Here is a 21,034-nt window from a genome sequence, read left to right on the forward strand (position 1 = left end):
GGTCCGCCGCGCCTGCCCGGCGGCCGGCCGGGAACCCGGGCGCGGGCGGGGCGCTCTGTCTGCATGCGCGCGCGCCGCTTCACCCGTTCGACGATGATCGAGCATGTCGCCTATGACGAGGCGGCGTCGGTGCTGGCCATCACCTTCAGGGGCAGCGGCAAATATCTTTATCACGGCGTCCCGCGCGGGATCTATGAGGGGCTGTGCAGCGCGGCGTCGCTCGGCGCCTTCTTCAACGCGCAGATCAAGGATCGTTTCCGGTGCGAGCGCGATCCGGCGCGCAAGCGGTTCGGTCCCGGCGCCCGATCGCCGGGCGGCGAATAGCGGCTCAGCGGGCAGGCCTGTCATGCGCGCTTGCGCGCGGCGCTCTTGGCGGGCGCTTTCTTCGCCGGAGCCTTTTTGGCGGGCGCCTTCTTGGCGGCGGATTTTGCCTTGCCGCCGCCGTCGCCGATCGACTTTTTGAGCGCCGCCATAAGGTCGACGACATTCGATCCGCTCGGCGCCTTGTCGTCCTTTTCATCGTCGAGATTGAGCGTCTTGCCCTTCTTCTTGCGCTCGATGAGTTCCTTCAGCGCCTCGACATAGCGATCGTGAAAGTCGCTCGCGTCGAATTTTCCGGTCTTCTTGTCGATCAGCGTCGTCGCGAGATCGAGCAGGTCGTCATCGGGCTCGCTGTCGGCGATATCGCGGAAATAGCTCGCCGCCTTGTTGACCTCGTCGGCGTAGCGCAGAGTCTCCATGACGAGACCGCGGCCGCACGCCTTAATGCTCACGACATATTCGCGGCCGCGCATCGCGAGCTGGCCGAGGCCGACCTTCCCCGTGCGGCGGAGCGCCTCGCGCAGGACGATGAAGGCTTCCTCGGCGAGCTCGTCGGCGGGCACGACATAATAGGGCTTCTCGAAATAAATCTCGTCGATGTCCTCGGCCTCGACGAACTGCGTGAGCTCGAGCGTCTTCTTGCTCTCGAGCTTGACGCCCTCGATCTCCTCGTCGTCGAGCAGGACATATTGGTCCTTCGCATATTGGAAGCCCTTGACGATCTCGTCGACGTCGACCGGGCCGACGCCGGGTACGACCTTCTCATATTTGATCCGTTTGCCCGTTGGCTCGTGGATCTGGTTGAAGGCGATCGTCGCCCCGCTCTTCGTTGCCGAATAGATCTCGACCGGGATCGAGACGAGCGCCAGGCGGATCTGGCCTTTCCAATAGGGACGCGCAGCCATTGTCCATCACTCCTTCGTAAGACTCCTTCAATGCGTGCGGCCGCCGGTCGTTCCTCGCGCGGCGGATTGCCAACATGGATCAATTTTCGCGAACAATCAGGCGCTGCGCGCGCCCAGCCGTGCAACGGAGGCGGACGCCGCCGGTTGATATATCGGGGCCCGCGTATCGGCCCGGGCCGGCACAGGAGCAGAAGATGATAGACGATAAACAAGGACAGGGCGCCGACGGCAAGCAGAAGGGCCCGGGCGAGCAGATCCGCGAACGCGAAGACGAGGAGAATCGCAACCTCAACAATCTGCGCGGCGGTGCCGACCCCAGCGGTGGCCAGTCGAGCGAGGTGCCCCGAAACAATGGCGCGGGCAGTCCGGGCGCCGATGGTGGCGGCGATGAGGGCGAGCGCGACATCTTGCCGCTCAGCACGCCGAGCGAAGGACGCGCGGACGAACGCCCGACCGAGGATGATCTGGTGAGGCACGGCGGCAAACCCACTGCAGGAGACAAGTGATGAGCCAGTTCCGCAAGGTCGGCGACGTCCCGACCGAAAAGACCAGGAACCCCAACATCTCGACCGAAAACCAGCCCGAAGGCGCGGCGCGCCGCCCGAGCGACACCCTCGATCGCGAACCGAAGCGCGATCCGGAGAGCGGCGCGAGCATTCCGGAGAATTACAACCCCGAGAGCGGAACGCGCGTCGGCGAGGAAGAGGACACGGCGGCCGGCCGCCGTGGCGAAGGCCAGCCGCGCGGAGATGCGGAATGAGCGATGATCGGGATGTCTGGAATCAGCTGGGCACGCTGACGCGGGCCTATGACGAACAGGATGGCAGCGAAGTGCCGCCCCTTGAGAGCGAGCGGCCCGCGTCTGCTCCGCTCCGGGATATCCTCGGCGAATTTGTCGCGGCGCTGCCGGCCGAGCGCGAGCGCTACAGTCTGGTCCTCGACAATGGGCAGGCGTTTTCGGCGGATGCGATCGAGGAATTGCTCACGCGGGCGGACTCGCCATTTCCCGCGCCCTAGACCGGTTCCTGCTCAGACGGTCCAGCGTGCCGGTTCGAGGGCGATGGTCTCGGGCGGGTGGACGCGCCGCCACGCCATTGCCGCGAGGACATCATTGCTCTCCTTCGCCTCGCGCCCTGCCGCGAGCGACCAGGTAAGATGGTAATGGCTGCCGTCGCCGCGACCGGTCGTGCCGCCGATCCGCACGATCAGCGCCTGCACCCCGCTGCCGTCGTCGACCTCGCCGACGATCTCGCCCGATCGGGCGAACGGAAGCGGCGTGTCTTCGCCTGTTCCGTACCGGAGAGTCACATGGTCGGCGACGACATCCGGGAAGAGCGGCCGAAAATGCTCCAGCAGCCGCTCGCGCTCGCGCTGCGGGAGGCGCCAGCCGACGATCGTCCGCGTCATGAACGCGTGCCCTTGGCCTTGCGGGCGCCATCGGCGAGCTCGATCCACGCCGGGGCGTGGTCGCTCGTCTTCTCGAGCCCGCGCGGCCGGGTGTCGACGCCGGCTGCCTCGAGCCGTTTCGCTGCCGGTTTGTTGAGCAGCAGATGGTCGATGCGGATGCCGGCGTTGCGCTCGAACGAGCGCCGCCAATAGGCCCAGAAGCTGTAGATACGCTCATCGGGATGCAGATGACGGATCGCGTCGGTCCAGCCCTGGTCGAGGAAGCGCTGGTAAGCGGCCTTTGCTTCCGGCGCGAAGAGCGCGTCTTTCCTCCAATTCTCTGGCTTGTAGACATCGAGGTCGGTGGGAATGACGTTGAAGTCGCCGCAGACGACGACCGGCGCGTCGAGGCCGAAGAGCGTTTCGAGATGCGCGTCTAGGCGCGCCATCCACCGGAGCTTATAGTCGAACTTCGGGCCCGGCCAGGGATTGCCGTTCGGAAGATAGAGGCCGGCGACGAGGATGCCGCCGACCGCGGCCTCGATGTAGCGGCTCTGCTCGTCGGTCGGATCGCCGGGAAGCCCGCGCCGCGTCTCGTGGATCTCGCCGACGCGGCTCAGCATCGCGACGCCGTTCCAGCGGCTCTGGCCATGCCAGATCACATCATAGCCCGCATCGCGGATCGCCTTCTCGGGGAAATTCTCCTGCGGCGCCTTCAATTCCTGCAGGCAGACGATGTCGGGCTCGGCAAGCTTGAGCCAATCGAGCAGGATGGCAAGCCGACCGCCGATGCCGTTCACATTATAGGTCGCGATCTTCACAGGTCGGGCAGCATCTGGTCGGCGCGGCCCCAGCCTTGCAGCGCCTTGAGGCTCGCGCGCTTCAGCAGCGCCTTCGCATCGGTGATGCGAAAATGCGACGGCGTGTCGATCGTCTCCATCTCCTTCCAGCTGATCGGGGCCGCGACCGGTGCGCCTTCGCGCGCGCGCGCCGAATAGGGCATCACCGCGGTCGCGCCGCGCTGGTTGCGGAGATAATCGACGAAGATGCGCCCCTTGCGCTGCGCCTTCGGCAGCGCGGCGGTGAAGCGGTCCGGATCCATCTGCGCGACGGCGCGCGCGAGCCGGTGCGCGAAATCCTTGACCTCGGGCCACTCGGCGCGCGGCACGAGCGGGGCGATCACATGCACGCCCTTGCCGCCGGTGAGCATCGGGAAGGTCTCGAGGCCCATTTGCTTGAGGATATCGCGGAACTGGAAGGCGGCGCTGCGCACTGCCTCGAAGTCGAGACCGACATCGGGATCGAGATCGAAGACCAGCCGGTCGGCCTTCTCGACATCCTCGATGCGCGCGCCCCAGCCATGGAACTCGATCGTGCCCATCTGGACGCAGGTCATGAGCCCCTCGGGCGTGTCCATGTAAAGATAGGGCTGGTCGTCGCCATCCTTCTCCAGAATCGCGACTTGCTTAACCGCATCGCCGAAGCTTCCGGCATCATGTTTCTGGAAGAAGCATTTCTTGGCGCGGCCCTGCGGACAGCGCACGAGGCTGATCGGGCGCGAACCCGCCCACGGCAGCATGATCGGCGCGACCGCGGCATAATAGGCCGCGAGCTCGCCCTTGGTGAGCCCCGCCTCGGGATAGATGACGCGGTCCGGATTGCTGATCGGAACGGGCGATGTGCTCATTGCCTCGGCGACGGGGCCTTCGCTCTCGAGGACGACCGCCGCGGGCTTCTTGTCCTCGCGAAGCCCGAGATAGCTCGGATGGCGGAGCGTGCCCTCGTTGGTCATCTCGGTATAGGCGATCTCGGCGACGAGCCTGGGCTCGATCCAGTGCGCGCCGCGCGTCTCGCCGCGGGGGGCCTTCACCGTCGGCTCCTTACGCTCGAGCGGTTTCATCATCGCCTGGAGGCGGAACAGCTCCTCCGTATTGAAACCGGTCCCGACCTTGCCGGCGTAGCGCAGTTCGCCCTTCTCATGCACGCCGAGCATCAGCGAGCGGAACGTGCGCGACTTGTCCGAGGGAGTCCAGCCGACGATGACGAATTCCTGTCGCTTTATGCATTTGGCCTTGAGCCAGCTGCCGGCGCGCGCGCCGACATAGCGAGCATCGGCCTTTTTCGAGATGACGCCTTCGAGACCCGCAGCGCAAAAGCTCTGCAGCAGCTTCTCGCCGCTGCCCTCGATATGGTCCGAGTAGCGGATATGCTTTGCGGTCCCAGGGAGGATTTTGGCGAGACGTGCCTTGCGGTCGAGGAGGGGCAGGGCCGTCATGTCTTCGCCGTCGAGCTCGAGCAGATCGAACGCGAAATAGTCGATGCTCTCCGGCGCCGACTTGAGAGCATTTTGCAGCGACTGGAAGCTCGACCGGCCATCGGCATCGAGCACGACCGCTTCGCCGTCGATCAGCGCGGTGTCCGCCTTGAGCTTCGCCGCTTCGGCGATCAGCGGCGCGAAGCGCTCGGACCAGTCGAGGCCTGAGCGCGTATAGGCGCGGGCCTCGCCGCCGCCGACCGCGATCAGCAACCGGTAGCCGTCATATTTCATTTCATGGACCCAGCCGCTCCCTGTGGGGACGCTGTCAACGAGGCTTGCGAGCTGGACCGGACGGAAGGGCGGGGGAGCGCCTGCGTTTCGTCCGACGCGCGGCGAGGCGGCGTGATTTGCGGAGCTCGGTTTTGGGGTCCGTCTGGCCATGGACTCAAGACCATCCGGGCGCGCGATCGTTCCCGCCTGCGGGGGCAACTTGCCCGCGCTGCCACGCGTTCCCATGTTAGGCGCGCGGCAAACGACCGGCGTCCGCGATGAGACATGGAGTCCGATGATGGCCAACGGCTGGGCGCGCGACGGCGCCGTTCAGGAGCAGATCGACGACACGGTGAGCGACGCCGTGAAGGAAGCACGCCTGCGCCTGCTGTCGGGCACCGGCGCGGACTATTGCGACGATTGCGGCGAGCGGATTCCCGCCGCGCGGCGAAAGGCTTTGCCCGCGAGCCGCACCTGCGTCGGATGTCAGACGATCCGCGACGCCGAACGGCGGCCGGCCGGTTTCAATCGCCGGGGGAGCAAGGACAGCCAGCTGCGCTGATCCGCGCGAATAGGGGCCTTTGCGAGCGTGTCACTGGCGCGCCCGGGCTGCAGCCCGGACCTCCTGCGACCGGTCGAGCGCGATGACGAGGATGTCGTCGCCGTCGACGATGACCCCGACATTGTCCATGCCGACGAGCGAGACGCGCTTGCCCGGCGCGCGGACGAGGCAATTGTGGCTGTCGTGCGCGAAGAGATCGTCGCTGCAGGCATTGCCGGCCTCGTCGGCGCCGGCGAGCGCGTGCACCGCCTGCCAGCTCCCGAGGTCCGACCAGCCCATCGACACGGGGACGACCGCGACGCGCCTGTCCTTTTCCATCACGGCATAGTCGATCGAATCCGATGGCGCCAATTCGAAGGGCTCGCGCGCCGCGTGGAGGGCGTCGCCGTCGTGCAGCGCATTGGCGACCGCGGCTTCCGCCGCGCGATAGATGGCGGGGCAGTGCGCGAGCATCGCCTCGCGCATGCGGCCCGCCCGGAAAAGGAAAATGCCGGCGTTCCAGCTATAGCCGCCCTCGCGGATCATTGCCTCGGCGTCGGCGAGCGGCGGCTTTTCGACGAAGCGGTCGACGGCAAAGCCCATACCGGCGAGTGGCGCACCGCTGGCGATATAACCAAAGCCCGTGTCGGGCCGGTCGGGCTCGATACCGAAAGTGACGAGCCAGTCGCTGCGCGCCAGATCGGCCGCTTTCGCGATCGCGTCGCGAAAGGCCTGGACATCGGATATCACATGATCGCTCGGCATCACGAGCAGCAGCGCGTCATCCGCCGCCGAAGCCACCGCGAGCGCGATGGCCGCAGCGGTATTGCGCGCCGCCGGCTCGACGATCAGCCGAAGGTCGCGACCGTTCGCCTGTTCGCGCACCATGGCGACATGCTCGGCGCCGCACACGATGAGCGGGGCCGAAAAGCCGGGTCCGCTTGCCCTGTCGAGCGTCCGGGCGAACAGGCTTTCCTCGCCGATGATGTCGAGAAACTGTTTTGCACGCGCGCCGCGCGAAGCGGGCCAGAGGCGCGTGCCGGCACCGCCGCAGAGGATGACGGGCTGGATCGTCACAGACATGGGATCAACTTTCTGGAGGCGCGGAGGGTGCGTTTGGGCACCATCCGATCATGGGAAGGGCGTGCAGGAGCGGGGAGCGGCATCGCTGTCCGGTACGGCGGGTGCAGCAGCGACGCCGCTCGCGGCATCCGGCCGAAGCTCCGCAGTCGAGCGACGCCTCCTGCCGTTCGCTATGAATGAGGCTCTACCTGTCGCCGCGACCCGATGTGTCGAAACGGTCCGGCTTGTGAAATTCGAGACTGGATGAGCCATGGTCGAGGGAACGCTGGTGGAGATGGCGAGTTGCCGCTGCTTGCCCCGGAAAGCCCGGAAACCGCGGCCCGATTAACGCAGGTTATATCGATTTCTCGACGGAGCGGCCGGGTCGCACCCGGCTCTCGGTAGCCAATTGGACCGTTTGGAAAGTCTGGCTTCACCGGCTTGTCGCTGCGCGGGGGGGCTCATCGACCGCCCGATGCAGCCCGCCGGGGGCGCCGGGCGTTGCAGAGATATGAACCAGAGCGACAAATTTCTGATGCAGGCAGGGCAGGAAATCCAGTTCGTCTCCGACCTCATCCTGCGCATCGATCAAGGGCTTCTCGATCCCGTCGGTCTCGACCCGGAGGCTGCGGTTCTGCTCCTGCGCGAGGTGGCGGCGGAGCGGAGGCGCCTCGTCGATCGTCTGAAAATTTGTGACGAGGTCGGCGGAGCGGCTTGGGCCGGCGCGCCGGTCTAGGGGGCTCTTGACCCGGTCGCTTGACCCGCTTCAGCCCTTATCCTTTTGCATTTCGCCGCCGGGTCTCCCAACCTTTTTTGGCGGCGGCGGACCGCTTCTCGCTGCTTTGACTCGAGCCGCCGATCCGGCCGCCCTTTCGCGAAGATTCATGGGTATCGGGTTTGCCGCGACCGGAGCCCGATTTGTTGCCGCCGCCCGACTCCTTGTTCACCGTCGCCCACGCGCGGCTCTCGGCCTCCTTCTTGCCGACGCCCCGCTTCTCATACCCTTTCTCGATATGCTCGGCTTTGCGCTTCTGCTTGTCGGTGTAGCTCGATTTGTCGCCGCGGGGCATGACAGCTCTCCATATCCGGCCCCCGTCTTGCTCAACCAACGGGCCCCGGCCGGGTTCCGTCAGGTCGCGGACATGGCATCCAGGATCCGCGAGGTAAGTGTCGCCGCCCTTGTCGGGGATTTGCGAAGCGCTTTGGCAGGTGCGATCCTGCAAATGTCCTCTCCGCTATCGCTATGCGGGCGCGATCAGGGGCCGATGTCCGCGCCCGAAGGGCGAAGCCTGTGGCCCTCGCTCGCGGGGAAGCCGAGCGTGGCGGACACGCGGTCGTTCCAGCCATAAGGGTCTGCCCGGACGACGGGTTCGCCTGCCTCGTCGAACAATATGGTCTGATAGGTGAGGCGGACCGGAATTTCGCGCGGCAGCGGGACGAAGCTTTCCTTGCCGGTGGCCCGGGCCTTCTCCCATTCGGCCTCGATGCCTTCGTCCTTCGCCAGCATCGCGGCGAAGCCGAGTGCGTCCTCGACACGGACGCAGCCATGGCTGCGCTGGCGTTGGACCTCGCTGAAGAGCTGCTTGGCGGGGGTGTCGTGCAGATAGATCTGGTGCTCGTTGCGCATATCGAACTTGACCAGTCCCAGCGAATTTTTCGGTCCGGGCTGCTGGACGATCCACCCGTCCTTCCAGGCCATATTGTTGCGACGCAGATAGGCTCCACCCTTGCCCGCGATTTCCTTGCTCTGGATCGAGCGCGGTACGGTCCAGGTGGGGTTGGCGACGAGCCGGTAAATCGGCGATCCCAGCTGCGGCGTCTCGGTCTCGGGCTTGCCGACGACCACCTTGCGGGTGTCGGTGAGCTTGCCGTCTCGCCAATAGGCGAGCCGGGCCGAGGCGAGATTGACGTCGATGCGCGTCGCCGGCGGGCTGCGGTCGAGCCAGCGCATGCGTTCCATGGCGACCGCGATGGCGCGCGCGCGGTCGGCGTCCGAGAGGTTGAGGATCGCGAGCGCTTCGGTTCCGATCACGCCATCGGGCTTGATGCCATAGTCGGCCTGCATGCGCTGCACCGCCTTCACCATCGCCGGCCCGTAGGTGTCGCCATGCGCGGACCCGCCGCCCAGATAATCGGAGGCGACAAGCTGGCGCGCGATGGCCGGGATGCGCGGGTCGCGCGCCCCCGGTTCGAGCGGTTTGGCGGCTTCGGGGATGATCGCGGCGGGCGTGTCGCCCTGTTTGCGCAGCGCCAGATAGGCTTTGGAGAGCGCGCGATAGTTGTCGTCTTGCGGGGCGAGCCCCGAAAGCCAGTCGTCGACCTTGCCCTTGGCGAGAGCGTCGGCGAGGCCTGCCTTCAGTCTCGGGTCAGGCCGCGGCACGCTGTAGATGGTGTTGAGCTTCGCCGGATCGGACGCGCCGCGCGCGAGCGCCGCGGCGTAGCAAAGGGCAGTTTTCGTGAGCGCGGCCTCGCCTTCCGCGCTGCCGGGCTTGCCTTCGACGGTAAAGCGCATTCGGTCGAGGCCGTGCGCGGCCCGGCGGTCGATTGCTTCGCGGAGCTGTTCGACCGCTTTGTCAGTCCAGCGTGCATCTTCGGCGGCAGCGCTGGATTGAGCTGAATTTGTGGAGGTATCGCATCCGGAGAGCGTGGAGGACAGGACGAGCAACGAACAAGCAAACACACCGTAACGCACGCAAATCTCCTCGAAAACTGAAGATGTAACGCGCCGGTTGGTGAGGCGTTCCGATCCTTTGGCGCACGGCGCGCCCATATCCGACGATCAGGCGCGCGCCGCGTAAATGAGGCGTCCCGTCCCGAGATGCGCGAAGGTTTCATCGAGACACTGCTCGCCGACGGCAAAACATCCCTGGCTGCGCCCGAGCTTTCCATGCGCCGCGATCATATCGTCATTGGCATACCAGGCGCCGTGAATGACGATCGCGCGCTCCATCGCATTGTCGTTCGTGGCATCGAGTCCGGTGAGGCGCTGCGACCGGCCATGCTTTCCGACATAATAGTCGCCGGTAAGAAAGGCCCCCTCGCTCGACGCATTGGATTCCGACATGTTCGAGAAACTGTGCAGGTATCCCGTGTGGCCGGGATCGGAGCCGCTGCCATGCGCCACGAGCTGCCGCGACACGCGGCCGCTCGCGACGTCGAGGAAGTGAAACCGGGCCTCGGAAGAGGGGGCCGAGAAATCGACGATGGCGATGCGGTCGCGGTGCCGGATCGTCCCGGCATGCTCGTCGAGCGCTGCAAGCGCCCTCCGCAGAAGCTGCGGGTCGAGTGTGGTGTCCGCCGGGCTGATCGGTCTCGCGGGCGTCGCGAGAGGCAAGGGAGCGGCGGCGAGACGCGGCGACGTTTCAAGACGGCCCACCGTCGATCCCGCAAGCGCGCCCATAAGGGCAGCAGCGCCGGACACCATCAGTGTCCGCCTGCCAAGTTCGAGCGGCGGCGTTGTCATTGCCACAATATAGGCCAAGGTCCGCGACATTTAAGATGCCGCTATCGGCGGCGGTCACCAACGCGCCGCATTGTGCGCCTAGTCGGGCGAGCCGTTGTCGCCAATGGCGGCCGAGCCGATAAAAGTCGGGGCGGCGTCTAGCCGTTTACGACCGTGCCGCCGTTCGGGTGAAGGACCTGGCCCGACATATAGCTGCTGTCGTCGCAGGCGAGAAAGAGGAAGCTCGGTGCCACCTCGTTCGGCTCGCCGGGCCGCTTCATCGGCGTGGTCTCGCCGAAGCTTGCGACCTTGTCGGCAGGCGCTCCGCCGCGCGGGTTGAGCGGGGTCCAGATCGGGCCGGGGGCGACCGCATTCACCCTGATGCCCTTTTCGATCAGATTTTCGCTGAGCGAACGCGTGAAAGCGGTGATCGCGCCCTTGGTTGCGCTATAGTCGAGCAGGCCGCCGCTACCCTGATACATCGTCACGCTCGTGCAATTGATGATCGCAGCACCCTTTTTGAGGTGCGGGAGCGCGGCCTGCACCAGATAGAACATGCCGAAGATGTTGGTGGCGAACGTCCGCTGAAGCTGGTCGGGGGTGATGTCGCGGATATCGTCTGCCGGATGCTGTTCCCCGGCATTGTTGACCAGCACATCGATGCGCTTCAGCTTGCTCATCACCTTGTCGACGATTGCCTTTCCGGCATTGGTCTTGCCGATATCGGCCTTGACGAGGATCGCGGTGCGCCCTTCGGCGCCCACTATCGCTGCCGTTTCCTCGGCATCGGCCTTGTTGCTCTTGTACACGATCGCGACGTCCGCGCCCTCGCGCGCGAACAGCGCGGACACCGCGCGGCCGATGCCGCTGTCGCCGCCGGTCACGATCGCCACCTTGTCCTTGAGCCGCCCGGAGCCGGCATAGCGCGGCTCCCATTTCGGCGCACGGTCGAGGTCTGCCTCTCGATCTTTCGGCGGGGTGGGGATTGTCTTCGTGTCGCCGACATCTTTCCGGAGCTTCCTTGCCGCAGCCTGCTTTCCGCGCTTTTCGGCCGCGGTTTCTCCGACTTTTCCGGCCGCTGATTTGCGCGACATCGCCAACTCCTCTTCTTCCGTCTGTCACCGACAAACCGGCTGGCCCTCCACTTGGTTGCAGATGGTAAGCGCGATCGGCATTGACCCTAGCCGCGAATGGAACGGGGGCGGGCGCGCATGCCAAGGCGCGAATGACCGCTGCAAGCAAGCAGGGCAGAGTGTTCAATCCCGTGAGGGTGGAAATACGCGGTCGCCTATCTACCTAAGCACCATCGCAATCCTTGCCGCCCGCGGAACCCAGGTCGCGAGCCGCGGGTCGGCACCGAAGCTGAGAGAAGAACCCTGTCCAAGATCGTCAACGGCGCCAGCCTGCAGCCTCGCTCCGGCCGCGCCCCCAAACACATCGTGCTGCTGCTCCATGGCTTCGGCTCGAGCGGCACCGACATGATCTCGCTCGCGCCGCAATGGCAGGAGGCCCTGCCGGACACGCTGTTTCTCGCGCCGCACGCGCCGCAGCGATGTTCGATGATGGGCGCGGGCTACCAATGGTGGGGGCTTTCGGGCTTCGCGCCGTCGGCGCTGGCCGCGGGTGCGGCATCGGCAGCGCCTGCGATCGACGCGCTCATCGACCGGAAGCTCGCGCAATATGGGCTCAGCGAGTCCGATCTTGCGCTGGTGGGGTTCAGCCAGGGCACGATGATGGCGCTTCAGGTGGGTCTTCGCCGCCCGCGCCCCGTTGCCGCGATCGTCGGCTACTCGGGCATGCTCGCAGGCGCTGCGGATCTTGCGCATCATGTCCCGTCAAAACCGCCGGTGCTGCTGGTACATGGCACGGCCGACCCCGTTGTTCCGATCGCGGCGCTGCACATGTCGGAGAGCCAGTTGAAGCGGCTCGGCGTCGAGGTGGAGACCCATATCTCCTACGGCGTCGCGCACAGCGTCGATCCGGTCGGCCTGCGGACCGGCCGTGACTTCGTGGCCGGGGCCTTTTCGAGAAAATCCGGCTGAACCGACAGACTTCTAACGGGGCCTCCGCCGCAAGGGCGGCGGCGATCTAAACGCGGCCTGCCGGGAAGGGAAAGCCGGGTCCGGCGCCGCGGCTCGGAGCGGCGGGAACTGCGGGGGGCAGCGGGCGTTGGCTTGATGGTCAACCATCGGGACAGGCATCATGAACAGGCTTCGGCGGCTCGAGACATTTGCGCGAACCGGCTGGTTCGCGCGCAGCGTCGTCTATTGCCTGCTTGCCTGGATCGCGATCAGCGGCTCGTCCGCCGACGACCCCAGCCCGCAAGCCGTGTTTCGCTCGGTCCGCGACATGCCCGCTGGCCCTATCCTGCTCGCCCTCCTCGCGATGGGGCTCGCGCTCTATGGCGGCTTTCGCCTCTACGGGGCGGCGCTCGATAGCGAAAACAAGGGGACGGCCGCCAAGGGAATTGCCGTACGCGTGGGCTATGCCGCGAGCGGCATCGCGCATTTCATCCTCGCCTGGGCGGCGCTTCGCCTCGCCTCGGGCGGCGGGGCCGAGGAGGGCCGCGAGAAAGAGGCGGCGGCTATGCTGCTCGACTTGCCGCTCGGCGGCCTGCTGCTCGGGCTCGTCGGCGCCGCATTCCTCGCGGCAGCCGCGCAGCAAGCCGTCAAAGCCTGGACCACCGAATTCGCGAAGGATCTCGATGCGGCAGCACCCGCCTGGGCGGTGCCCGTGGGCCGCGTCGGACTTGCTGCGCGCGCGGTGGTGTTCGCGGTGATCGGTGTTTCGCTCGTGCGCGGCGGCTGGTTCGGCGCCGCAGGCGAGGTCAGGGGACTCGGCGACGCGCTGTCGGCGCTGACCGACAATCCGCCGCTCTATCTGCTCGTCGCCGCGGGTCTTTTCCTGTTCGGGGTCCACAGCTTCGTCGAGGCCCGCTGGCGGCGGCTACGCGACGAGGACATGATCGCACGGATCATGGCTGCGAGACGCTGATGATTTTCACCTGGCTGGCTGGCGGAACCCTGTGGGCCGCGCCGCGTTAGCTCGGCAGTCAACAACAGGGAGAGTCTCGATGAAAAAGCTGTTTGTAACCCTTGCTGCCACCTCGGCCCTCGCGCTCGGCGCCTGCCAGAGCCCCGCCGCCGACAAGGTCGAAGACCAGGCCGAAGCAAAGGCCGACGCGATCGACGATCAGGCCGACGCGATGCCCGAGGGTCCCGCGAAGGAAGCGATGGAGCAGAAGGCCGACGTCGTCGAAGAGCAGGGCGAAGAAAAAGCCAATGTGATGGACGACAATGGCGAGATCGCTCCCTCCGAATCCGGCGTCGGCGACACGCAGAAGAAATAAGACTGCCTTCCCTAAGGGCAGGGTGAAGGGCGCCGGGCACGGCGCCCTTTATCGTTTCGGGAGGCGGGCTTCCGTCTGGCATTGCCATTGGCGGGTGAAAGCCCGCCGGCGGCGAGGGATCAGAATATCCCGAGAAACTTCTTGCGCTGCTTCTTCTCGCCTTCGCGGGACTGCTTGCCATCCTCGGACTTGGCGGTCGTGCCCTTGCCGACGTCGTCGCGCGGCTTGCCCTTGCTGGTGCGCTGCGCCGCCGCGGTCGCCCCGGCGAGAACGGGGCCGCACTGCGCCGCCTTCGCATCGCCCGGATCGATGAACGGAAGGATCGCAGCCACCGGGCTGGCGAGGACGCCGAGACCGAGCCCGGCGCCGGCGCGTCCGGCGAGTTCGTCGCTCACCGGATCGATCTTCGGCGCCGCGAAATAGCCGCCGACGCCGACGGGAGACTGGCCCGAAAAGAGGCTGAAGGTCTTGCCGTCGGCACGCACCGCCATATCGAGCGCTTCGCTGCGGAACGAGAAGCCGCCGCGGCCGAGCATAACATTCTTCTTCGTATCGATCAGGATCGGATCGGCAGCGGCGATGCCGCCGCGCACGGTGAAGGCGATCAGCCCGCAATTGATCTCGACGGGCTTCTTGAGCTTATCCTGGAACATCTTCTGCACGAACGTGCCAAGGTCGAGTTCGGCGAGCTGGATGTTGCGCGTCCAGAAGGTGCCCTGCGGCATCACGAAGGCGATCCTCCCGTTCGAGGTTGCAAGCGACGCGCGTACGCTGTCGCCGAAGCCGACCATCCTGATACGGCCGCTCACCGTTCCCGTCGTGCCCGACTCTTCGGTCCCGAAACGGGCTAACAGGGTCCCGAGACGCGTTGGCGACAGGCGGATGTCATATTCGGTGCGCACCACCGCAGGGCGGGCGTCAATCGATATGTCACTTTTCACCGTGCCGTCGGCGACGACGAAATTGAACGGCTTGAGCTCCATCAGACCATTTTTGAGCCCGAGCGTCAGGTCGACCTGGCTGATCGGAAAACTCTCGGCGCGTACGCGGGTGACGCGGTACCGGACATCGGCATCGAAGCGCTTCAGGGCCGCGACGCGCAGCGGTGCGTCTGGGAGTATGCGCGGCCGACCGCCCACGGTCTCGACGGTGCCGCCGGTGCCCATCTTGTCGAGGCGCTGCGGGTCATAGCCGACGAACGGCCCGGCATCGATGATGTTGAGCGAGCGCGTGGCAAGATCGGCCTTGAGGTAGAGCCGCCCCCTGGGCTGGCTCACCGCGAGCGAGCCAGCAAGGTCGCTGTCGCCGAACAGGCCTTTCATGCCCGTCAGCTTCCATACTTCCTTCTCGTAAGTCAGGGCGGAGGTCAGCCGGTACGCCCGGGTGTCGGGGATTGCGACACCGAGAAAGTCGAAGATGCGCGACAAATTGCCGCCGCGCGCCTGCAGCTTGAGATCGGCGCCCTCGAGCTCGGTCGGACCCGGCAGCGTCCCCGCGACGTCGAGCGTGTTGCCGAGCCCGGTCGCATGGAGGGTGAGGGCATTTCTGCCGCCGGCGATCGTCTCGTTTGGCGATTTGAGACCGCCCGACAGGGTGAAGGGCTGTGCGCGCATCGTGCCGCGCCCCGAGAAGCGGATATCGTCGTTGATGCGCGTTCCCGTGGCGCGCACCGTGTCGATATCGATATCGGCGAAGAGCTGCAGTTTGGGATCGCGGTAGCTGAGGCCGCTCTGCGTGATCGCGGCGCGGCGGATCTGCGGAAGCTCGAGCGGTTCTGGCGGGCGGTTCGGGTCGCCGAAGGTCCAGCTGTTTCGTTTGTTTCCGGCATCCCATTCGAGCGCGACGCGCGCGCCGTCGAGATCGGCGAACCGCAGGATGCGGTCCCCGAAGATCAAGGGCAGGGTGGCGAGCCGCGTGTCGACCTTTTTCGCGGTGAAGAACTGCCTGCTGCGTGCCCAGGCCGGGTTGGCGATCCGCACGTCCTCGGCGTAGAATTTGACGTTGAACGGCGCGAAATAAAGCTGGAAGTCGCCGCCGACGTCGACCTCGCGCTCGAGCTGCGCGGTCGCGAAGCGCTCGAACGGCCCTTTGAGGAAGCGGCCCTTCGTGATGAAGAGGATGAGCCAGATCGCGAAGAGGGTGAGAAGAAGGATCGCGACTGTCCGCACGGCGATCCGAAGCGGGCGCGGTCGGCGCTCTAGCCAAGCCGGCGTCCAGACGGACTTCGCCCAGCGACGTGGAGGACCAGCCCAGCCGTTGGCGGGTGTCCGGGTTGCCGAAGCCGATTGACCGGAGCGGATGTCCATAGCGCATCAATCCGCCGCGCTGCGCATCGTTCCTTGCGGGAAAGCCCGCCACTCCCGTGTGTTCGCGGCTTTTGGTTTCAGCGTAGCGTCCGGTCGAGAAAGTCCCGCATCAACGCAGCCACCTCTTCGAGATTGGTCTCGAGCAGCCAGTGCCCGCCGTCGAGCAGGTGGAGGTCGGCGTCCGGCAGGTCGCGCAAATAGGCGCGCGCCGATTTCTCGGGCATGTAGAAGTCCTGCGACCCCCAGACGATGAGCGTCGGCGGACTTTGCTCGCGCAAATATCGACGATGCTCGCCGAACCAAGAGCGGTTGGCCTTGAGGCCCGCGATGAGGTCGATGGCGATCTCGCGGCGTCTCGGGGTGATCAGCGACCAGTGAAGCTTCCAGAGGTCCGGGGGAATTCGCGGAACGAGGTCTGCCCGCACGTCGTTCAGAAACTCCTCGCGAAATACCTCCTCGCTGATGGCCTTGCCGATTTCGGCGCACATCTCGGGCTCGGGAAGCGACCAGCTCTTCTCGATCTCGGCATATTTGTCGCCGAGCGCATCCTCATAGGGGATGTCGCCATTCTGTATGATTTGCGCGAGGATGCGCTCTGGCTTCATGATAGCGAGGCGCGCGCCGATCGGCGAGCCGAAGTCGTGAAGATAGAGGGCGAAGCGCTCGATTCCCAGCGCGCGCACGAAACCGTAGAGCAGTTTCGCATAGCCGTCGAAGCTATAGTCGAAGCGCTCGGGCGTATCGCTGTACCCCATGCCCGGATAATCGGGGGCGAGCAAACGCCACCGGTCGCCAAGCCGCGGCAGGAGATTGCGGAATTCGAAGGACGAGCAGGGATAGCCATGCGGCAGTAGCAGCACCGGGGCGTCGGGCGGACCCGCTTCCCGGTAGAAAATGCCGACGCCGCCGACATCGACACGGCGATGGAAGACGGCCGCGGTCATTGTTTCGCTTTGCGCGCCATCGCTCAAGGTGCCGCGAGCTTGACTTCGGGGAGCGCGTCGAACTCGGCCTTTGCCATGCTGGTCTGGAGATCGATGTCGTCCCCGCGAACGACGACCTTCAGGCCCTGCACGGGCACATGCACATATCGGTCCGGACCGACACCATCGAGTTCGACAAGCAGGCGGTCGACCTTGTCGTCGGCACCGCGCAGCACCTGCGACACGTCTCCGAGTTCCTTGCCGTCGGCCCCCAGAATATCGGCATCGAGCAGCTGCGCTTCGCTGAGCCCTAGCGCTGCGGGGAGCGGACCGGCGACCGTGGCGCTGGTCTCGGCTGCGCGCTCCATCTTGTCTTCTGCCGCCTCCCGCTTGCTGTCGCATGCTGTAAGGATAAGGGCCGAGCAGGCGCCGAGGATAAAGATGCGCATGGGAAATCCTTTCAAGGGCAGGGCAAGCTCCGGCTCGGAAGCGGCGAAGCTCGCAATCATCATGAACCGGGCAGGAAACGCTCGGTCGGTCAGTCGGTTGCGCCAGCGGGCCGTGCAACGTTCGCGCTGACCGGAATATCCGCTGCGTGCACGGCGCCGGCGCCGAGCCCTGCGTATGAGCGGCCGGCACGAAGAACGTCCAGCGAGAAACATAGATCAAGGTTGCCGCGAAAATGTTCGCCTTTGTGGCACGCCTGATTCTCGTCCAGGCCGGGAGCTGGGGGGCTCCCGCCGGTCCGGATTTGAGAGCGACGAAGGGCTTCGCCGACCGGCGGAGCCCTTTTGCGTTTCAGAGCTGCGATCATTGGCGCGCGCGCGATGTCGCAATTGCCTCCTCGGGCTTTTATGAGCCCTCAGCCCGCCTCCGTGACACCCTCTTCGAGCCCGCGCGTCTTCGGTCGGAGGGCCTTGTAGCGCGGAAGGAAGGCCACCATCGGCATCCAGCTCGGCGCTTCGGCGGTGTAAAGATGGAAAGTCGGCGCAACCTCTTCCGGATCGTCGAGCGTCCCTGCGGCAATGTCGATTTCGTCGGCCTGATGACGCACATGGATGGTCAGGGGCGAGCCGCATTCGCGGCAGAAGCTGCGCGTTCCAAAGCTGGTCGAGGCAAAGCGGCCGATATGCTCTTCGCCCGCAAGGATGCGGTACCGGTCCAGATGCACGGTCGTAAAGACCATGCCGCCCGAACCCGAGACATGCTGGCAGACCCGGCAGTGACACCAGCCGGTGTCATAGGGCCTTTCCTCAAGGCGGTACCGGACGGCACGGCAAGCGCAACCACCCTCGAGCGCGATGTCTTCGGCGTCTCCACGATCACTATAGGATAGGTTCGGCATAAATCTCGCCTTTCGCGGCGCGGTTCGCAAACGATATTGACTGAAGACCCTTAAGGCAGCGGGCTCTTCCCCGGCTCGCGACCGGCAACGGTCGCGGGACATTGACCGGCGGCTCGGTCAGAGCTGGAGCTCGCCCTCATCCTCGCCATTCCAATAATGGGCGCGGGTGCCCGAGACCTTGATGAGGACGAGGCCCGGCGTATCGACGCCGTCCGGCCACCAGCGTTCGAGCCCTTTCGTCCAATGTTCGGCGAACGCGGCCTTGTCGCGGATGAGCGCGGCATGGCCCTCGATAGCGAGAAAGAAGGGTCGCATGCCGAGCAGGCCCGACTTGCCCTGATAGCTCAGATTGACATTCGGGTTGGCGGCGATGTCGGCGACCATCAGCGCCGTCTCGTCGGTGAAAAACCAGGCATCGCCATCATAGTCCACCTCGCGATTGTTGCTCATCGGCCGCGAGCCGATCGCGCCGCCCGCAGTGTGCGTGGCGAGCATCGCGAAATCGATGTCCTTCATCTTCTCGGAGAGCTTTTTGGTGGTCATGGTCATGGGAAGAGCCTTTTTTCTGGAACGTCTGTCTCTGCATCAATGCGCCGCCAAGGCGGGAGTTGCGGCGGGCACGGTCGGTGTCGTCACTCCGCGTCAGGGTCCGGACGCGGCGTCACGGCTTCGCCGGAGCACCGCGCGGATCGGGCGATATTCACAGGTCACGACGGGCTCGCGCCGCGGAGCGGGCGCGAGATGAATGTGGAGCCGCGCTTCGGCGGCGACGGCATCAAGCGCAAAGGCCTGCTCGGCCTCGTACATCTCGTCGCGGTGCGGCTGCAGCCATTGCCGCACCGAGGCCAGGGCTCGCGACTTGGCCCGTGCAAGCGTGTCGGCGACAATGAAGATATTGCGGTGCCGCTCCAGGAATTCGCCCGGAACATAGCCGCCGAGATTGACATAATAGAGCCGCTCGGGACCCTCGAACGGCTCGGGTTTCAGGATGATGTCATAGCCATCGGCATGATCGATCTCGGCCCAGCAGTCGATATGGAGGCTGCCGGGCGTGCCCCACCATTGCCGGCGAAGCGCATCATAAGTGTCGGCGATGGTCGGCGCGGCGACGAAGCGCATGTCGTGCAGCTCGATATTGGCGCCGGCCATCTCGCCGCCGATATAGATGGCGAACAGCTTCATGCTGCCGCCTGCTCGGCCTGCGCCTCGGCGACGACTGCGGCCAGCTGCTCGCCCACAACGAGCCCCATCTCGTGCGAACTTGTGATCCCCTGGATGAAGGGGTGACGGCCGAGAAGGAAGGGCAGGCTGAGGCAGAAGAGACGATCTTCCGGGGCGTCGTCCGCAAGCGGATGAAACTCCTCGTCGATCGCGATACCGCGCATGTCCCCCTTGCCGGCTTCAAGCGCCGCGTCGCGCACGATCCCCTGGCGCCGCAGCGAAGGAAAGGGAAAGGCCGCGGCGCCCAAGGGGCGCTGGCCCATCGCTTCGATGAATATCGGAAAATACCGGCGCTCGCCGCCGAGAACCAGCGTCGCACCCGCCTCGTCGCCGCTCGTGTCGATGCGGTAGTCGTCGCCGATCGCTGCGACATCGAGCTTGCCAGCCCGGTGGAGTGCGATCAGCCGCCGGATCGATTTGTGCGGAACGGTGGCATAATCGTCGACGAAGATCGGCTTGAAGTGGCGAATGAAGCGGCGATAGTCGCTGGCATCGAGATGGGGCACCAGGAGCGCGAGAACCTCGTGCATGCGCAGGATCGCGTAGCGCCAGGCGACGGTATGTTTTTCTGCATAGTCGCGTTTCGCCTCGGCGAGATTGGCTTCGGCCCATTCGAACGGGTCGCTCGCCGCGCGCCTTGCGAAATAGGCCTCGCAAAAGCCCTCGAGATCGAGATTCTCGAGGCCGATACTCGCCGCATAACGGGGATCGCCGGCAACAAGTTCGGCCTTGAACAGTTCGAACGCGGCATCGAGCAACTGGTCTTCGTCGCTGGCAACAAGGTCCTTCATGGCCTCGTCGGTGCAGATGGCGAGCGGCTCATAGGGTAGCGGCGCGTAGAAGTCGGCCTCGGGCAGGAGACCCTTCCTCGACATCATCGTCATGTGGAATGCGTCGGTGGCGGGTGCGGGACGATAGTGTGTTTCGCCATCCTCGGCCTCGTCAAACGACCCGTGGACGTTCCCCAGCGCGACGCACGCATCGATGGCGGTGAGCGAGCTGCCGCGAATGCCGACACTGCAGGCGGGTACCGCGGCCAGCGCCGAGGAGGGCCAGGGGCTGAGGAAATAGCCCGGGCGAACCTCGGGTTCGGCGGGCCATTGGTGGCCCGTGGCGAGGACGACCTGGTCGAACGTCTCCTCGCTGCGCTCACCTGACCGGGAGCGGATTTTGAGGATCATCGCGCCGGGGGTGCTGACGGCATCCTCGACGCGGCAGCGCGTCCGCAGTTCGACATCGACGCCGCGTGCGCGTGCCATATCCAGGACCGCGTCGAACTGATCTCGGAAATATTCGCCAAGCGCGACGCGCGGATAAAAGGTGCGTTCGCCGATCGCGCCGGGATCGACGCCGAGATCGGCGAGCCGCTCCGGCGTCTGTCGCCGCAGCCAGTCGCAGAGCGTCTCGGCGAGCGGCGGGATCTCGATACTGGCGATATTCGCCAGCATGGCGGGGTCGTTCCAGCCCGGGCGATAGGGCGTTCCGCGGCCCGCGCTCGCCTGCGCTTCGTAAATGGCGAGACGGAAGGGCGGGGGATTGTGCGCGAGAAGCGCGTGCAGCGTGTAAAGTGTGGTCGGACCGGCTCCGACGAAGGCTATGCGGGGCATCATTCCGCATCAATGCGCCGCGGGCGCGGAAGTTCGGCCGACTTGCTCTGGGTCAATGCGAATTTCTTTTCAGCCAGGTGGCTTGCCGCCCGGGCAAAA

Annotated in this window: 25 protein-coding genes; 9 read left to right on the forward strand and 16 right to left on the reverse strand. The window is 65.7% G+C overall.

The window, feature by feature from the left end; translation table 11 throughout:
- The coding region (locus B1A78_RS07285; RefSeq protein WP_256837512.1) for a KTSC domain-containing protein at positions 1-324 on the forward strand (324 nt) is incomplete at its 5' end.
- A gap of 20 nt (positions 325-344) precedes the next feature.
- On the opposite strand, the gene B1A78_RS07290 is transcribed toward B1A78_RS07285, so the two are convergent.
- Positions 345-1,226 (reverse strand): Ku protein, encoded by an 882-nt coding sequence (locus B1A78_RS07290; RefSeq protein ID WP_077146311.1) that lies wholly within the window; start codon positions 1,224-1,226, stop codon positions 345-347.
- 194 nt (positions 1,227-1,420) lie between these two features.
- Between B1A78_RS07290 and B1A78_RS07295 the strand changes: the two genes are divergently transcribed.
- The 3 genes from B1A78_RS07295 to B1A78_RS07305 are packed head-to-tail and all read left to right on the forward strand — an operon-like array spanning position 1,421 to position 2,243.
- Entirely contained in the window at positions 1,421-1,732 is a 312-nt protein-coding gene (locus tag B1A78_RS07295; protein ID WP_077146312.1) for a hypothetical protein, read from the forward strand.
- Positions 1,732-1,986: a hypothetical protein gene (locus tag B1A78_RS07300; protein ID WP_077146313.1), complete on the forward strand. Its 255-nt coding sequence runs from the start codon at positions 1,732-1,734 to the stop codon at positions 1,984-1,986. Before B1A78_RS07295 ends, B1A78_RS07300 begins: the two co-directional genes overlap by 1 nt.
- A complete protein-coding gene (locus tag B1A78_RS07305) occupies positions 1,983-2,243 on the forward strand; it encodes a hypothetical protein (RefSeq protein WP_077146314.1) in 261 nt (86 codons plus the stop codon). Before B1A78_RS07300 ends, B1A78_RS07305 begins: the two co-directional genes overlap by 4 nt.
- Before the next feature lie 12 nt (positions 2,244-2,255).
- Here B1A78_RS07305 and B1A78_RS07310 read toward each other — a convergent pair whose 3' ends face one another.
- From B1A78_RS07310 to ligD, 3 genes are read right to left on the reverse strand one after another with little or no spacing between them, the layout of a single operon-like run.
- Complete coding sequence (locus tag B1A78_RS07310) at positions 2,256-2,633, reverse strand: hypothetical protein (protein ID WP_077146315.1); 378 nt, start codon at positions 2,631-2,633, stop codon at positions 2,256-2,258.
- Complete coding sequence (gene xth, locus B1A78_RS07315) at positions 2,630-3,433, reverse strand: exodeoxyribonuclease III (RefSeq protein ID WP_077146316.1); 804 nt, start codon at positions 3,431-3,433, stop codon at positions 2,630-2,632. Before xth ends, B1A78_RS07310 begins: the two co-directional genes overlap by 4 nt.
- A complete protein-coding gene (gene ligD / locus B1A78_RS07320) occupies positions 3,430-5,385 on the reverse strand; it encodes a DNA ligase D (RefSeq protein ID WP_077146317.1) in 1,956 nt (651 codons plus the stop codon). The genes xth and ligD overlap by 4 nt, the downstream gene beginning before the upstream one ends.
- Positions 5,386-5,437: 52 nt before the next feature.
- Between ligD and B1A78_RS07325 the strand changes: the two genes are divergently transcribed.
- A complete protein-coding gene (locus tag B1A78_RS07325) occupies positions 5,438-5,701 on the forward strand; it encodes a DksA/TraR family C4-type zinc finger protein (RefSeq protein WP_077146343.1) in 264 nt (87 codons plus the stop codon).
- Between the two features lie 30 nt (positions 5,702-5,731).
- Here the strand turns inward: B1A78_RS07325 and B1A78_RS07330 are convergent, their stop codons facing one another.
- On the reverse strand, positions 5,732-6,763 hold the full coding sequence (locus B1A78_RS07330) for a mannose-1-phosphate guanylyltransferase (protein ID WP_077146318.1): 1,032 nt from the start codon (positions 6,761-6,763) through the stop codon (positions 5,732-5,734).
- A gap of 490 nt (positions 6,764-7,253) precedes the next feature.
- Here B1A78_RS07330 and B1A78_RS07335 point away from each other — a divergent pair, with 490 nt between their 5' ends.
- Positions 7,254-7,478 (forward strand): hypothetical protein, encoded by a 225-nt coding sequence (locus B1A78_RS07335; RefSeq protein WP_077146319.1) that lies wholly within the window; start codon positions 7,254-7,256, stop codon positions 7,476-7,478.
- A gap of 37 nt (positions 7,479-7,515) precedes the next feature.
- Here B1A78_RS07335 and B1A78_RS07340 read toward each other — a convergent pair whose 3' ends face one another.
- From B1A78_RS07340 to B1A78_RS07355, 4 genes are all read right to left on the reverse strand, one after another.
- On the reverse strand, positions 7,516-7,812 hold the full coding sequence (locus tag B1A78_RS07340) for a plasmid stabilization protein (RefSeq protein ID WP_077146320.1): 297 nt from the start codon (positions 7,810-7,812) through the stop codon (positions 7,516-7,518).
- A 185-nt stretch (positions 7,813-7,997) separates the two neighbouring features.
- Positions 7,998-9,434: a L,D-transpeptidase family protein gene (locus B1A78_RS07345; protein WP_306171646.1), complete on the reverse strand. Its 1,437-nt coding sequence runs from the start codon at positions 9,432-9,434 to the stop codon at positions 7,998-8,000.
- An 87-nt stretch (positions 9,435-9,521) separates the two neighbouring features.
- Positions 9,522-10,205: a murein L,D-transpeptidase catalytic domain family protein gene (locus B1A78_RS07350; RefSeq protein ID WP_179102000.1), complete on the reverse strand. Its 684-nt coding sequence runs from the start codon at positions 10,203-10,205 to the stop codon at positions 9,522-9,524.
- Positions 10,206-10,342: 137 nt separating this feature from the next.
- Positions 10,343-11,278 carry an SDR family oxidoreductase gene (locus B1A78_RS07355; protein ID WP_083733950.1) on the reverse strand — a complete coding sequence of 312 codons (936 nt, stop codon included), beginning with the start codon at positions 11,276-11,278 and terminating at the stop codon, positions 10,343-10,345.
- 309 nt (positions 11,279-11,587) lie between these two features.
- Between B1A78_RS07355 and B1A78_RS07360 the strand changes: the two genes are divergently transcribed.
- The 3 genes from B1A78_RS07360 (at position 11,588) to B1A78_RS07370 (ending at position 13,533) form a co-directional block, all read left to right on the forward strand.
- A complete protein-coding gene (locus B1A78_RS07360; protein WP_256837514.1) occupies positions 11,588-12,226 on the forward strand; it encodes an alpha/beta hydrolase in 639 nt (212 codons plus the stop codon).
- Between the two features lie 160 nt (positions 12,227-12,386).
- The gene (locus tag B1A78_RS07365) at positions 12,387-13,178 is read left to right on the forward strand and encodes a DUF1206 domain-containing protein (protein ID WP_083733942.1); all 792 of its coding nucleotides are present in this window, start codon (positions 12,387-12,389) and stop codon (positions 13,176-13,178) included.
- 79 nt (positions 13,179-13,257) lie between these two features.
- Positions 13,258-13,533 carry a hypothetical protein gene (locus B1A78_RS07370; protein ID WP_077146325.1) on the forward strand — a complete coding sequence of 92 codons (276 nt, stop codon included), beginning with the start codon at positions 13,258-13,260 and terminating at the stop codon, positions 13,531-13,533.
- Positions 13,534-13,652: 119 nt separating this feature from the next.
- On the opposite strand, the gene B1A78_RS07375 is transcribed toward B1A78_RS07370, so the two are convergent.
- The 7 genes from B1A78_RS07375 to B1A78_RS07405 all read right to left on the reverse strand — a co-directional run bounded on the left by B1A78_RS07375 (position 13,653) and on the right by B1A78_RS07405 (position 20,938).
- On the reverse strand, positions 13,653-15,839 hold the full coding sequence (locus B1A78_RS07375; protein WP_077146326.1) for an AsmA family protein: 2,187 nt from the start codon (positions 15,837-15,839) through the stop codon (positions 13,653-13,655).
- A gap of 77 nt (positions 15,840-15,916) precedes the next feature.
- On the reverse strand, positions 15,917-16,783 hold the full coding sequence (locus B1A78_RS07380; protein ID WP_077146345.1) for an alpha/beta fold hydrolase: 867 nt from the start codon (positions 16,781-16,783) through the stop codon (positions 15,917-15,919).
- Positions 16,784-16,806: 23 nt separating this feature from the next.
- Positions 16,807-17,274, reverse strand: coding sequence for a PRC-barrel domain-containing protein (locus tag B1A78_RS07385; RefSeq protein ID WP_256837513.1), 468 nt, complete (start codon positions 17,272-17,274; stop codon positions 16,807-16,809).
- Between the two features lie 350 nt (positions 17,275-17,624).
- Positions 17,625-18,107 (reverse strand): GFA family protein, encoded by a 483-nt coding sequence (locus tag B1A78_RS07390; protein ID WP_077146327.1) that lies wholly within the window; start codon positions 18,105-18,107, stop codon positions 17,625-17,627.
- Positions 18,108-18,224: 117 nt separating this feature from the next.
- Entirely contained in the window at positions 18,225-18,656 is a 432-nt protein-coding gene (locus tag B1A78_RS07395) for a pyridoxamine 5'-phosphate oxidase family protein (protein ID WP_077146328.1), read from the reverse strand.
- Between the two features lie 93 nt (positions 18,657-18,749).
- The gene (locus B1A78_RS07400; protein WP_077146329.1) at positions 18,750-19,289 is read right to left on the reverse strand and encodes a DUF1543 domain-containing protein; all 540 of its coding nucleotides are present in this window, start codon (positions 19,287-19,289) and stop codon (positions 18,750-18,752) included.
- Positions 19,286-20,938, reverse strand: a complete 1,653-nt coding sequence (locus tag B1A78_RS07405) for an FAD/NAD(P)-binding protein (protein WP_083733945.1) — start codon at positions 20,936-20,938, stop codon at positions 19,286-19,288. Before B1A78_RS07405 ends, B1A78_RS07400 begins: the two co-directional genes overlap by 4 nt.
- Between the last annotated feature and the right edge of the window lie 96 nt (positions 20,939-21,034).

The sequence above is a fragment of the Sphingopyxis sp. KK2 genome, from assembly GCF_001990265.1.
Lineage (GTDB): Bacteria > Pseudomonadota > Alphaproteobacteria > Sphingomonadales > Sphingomonadaceae > Sphingopyxis.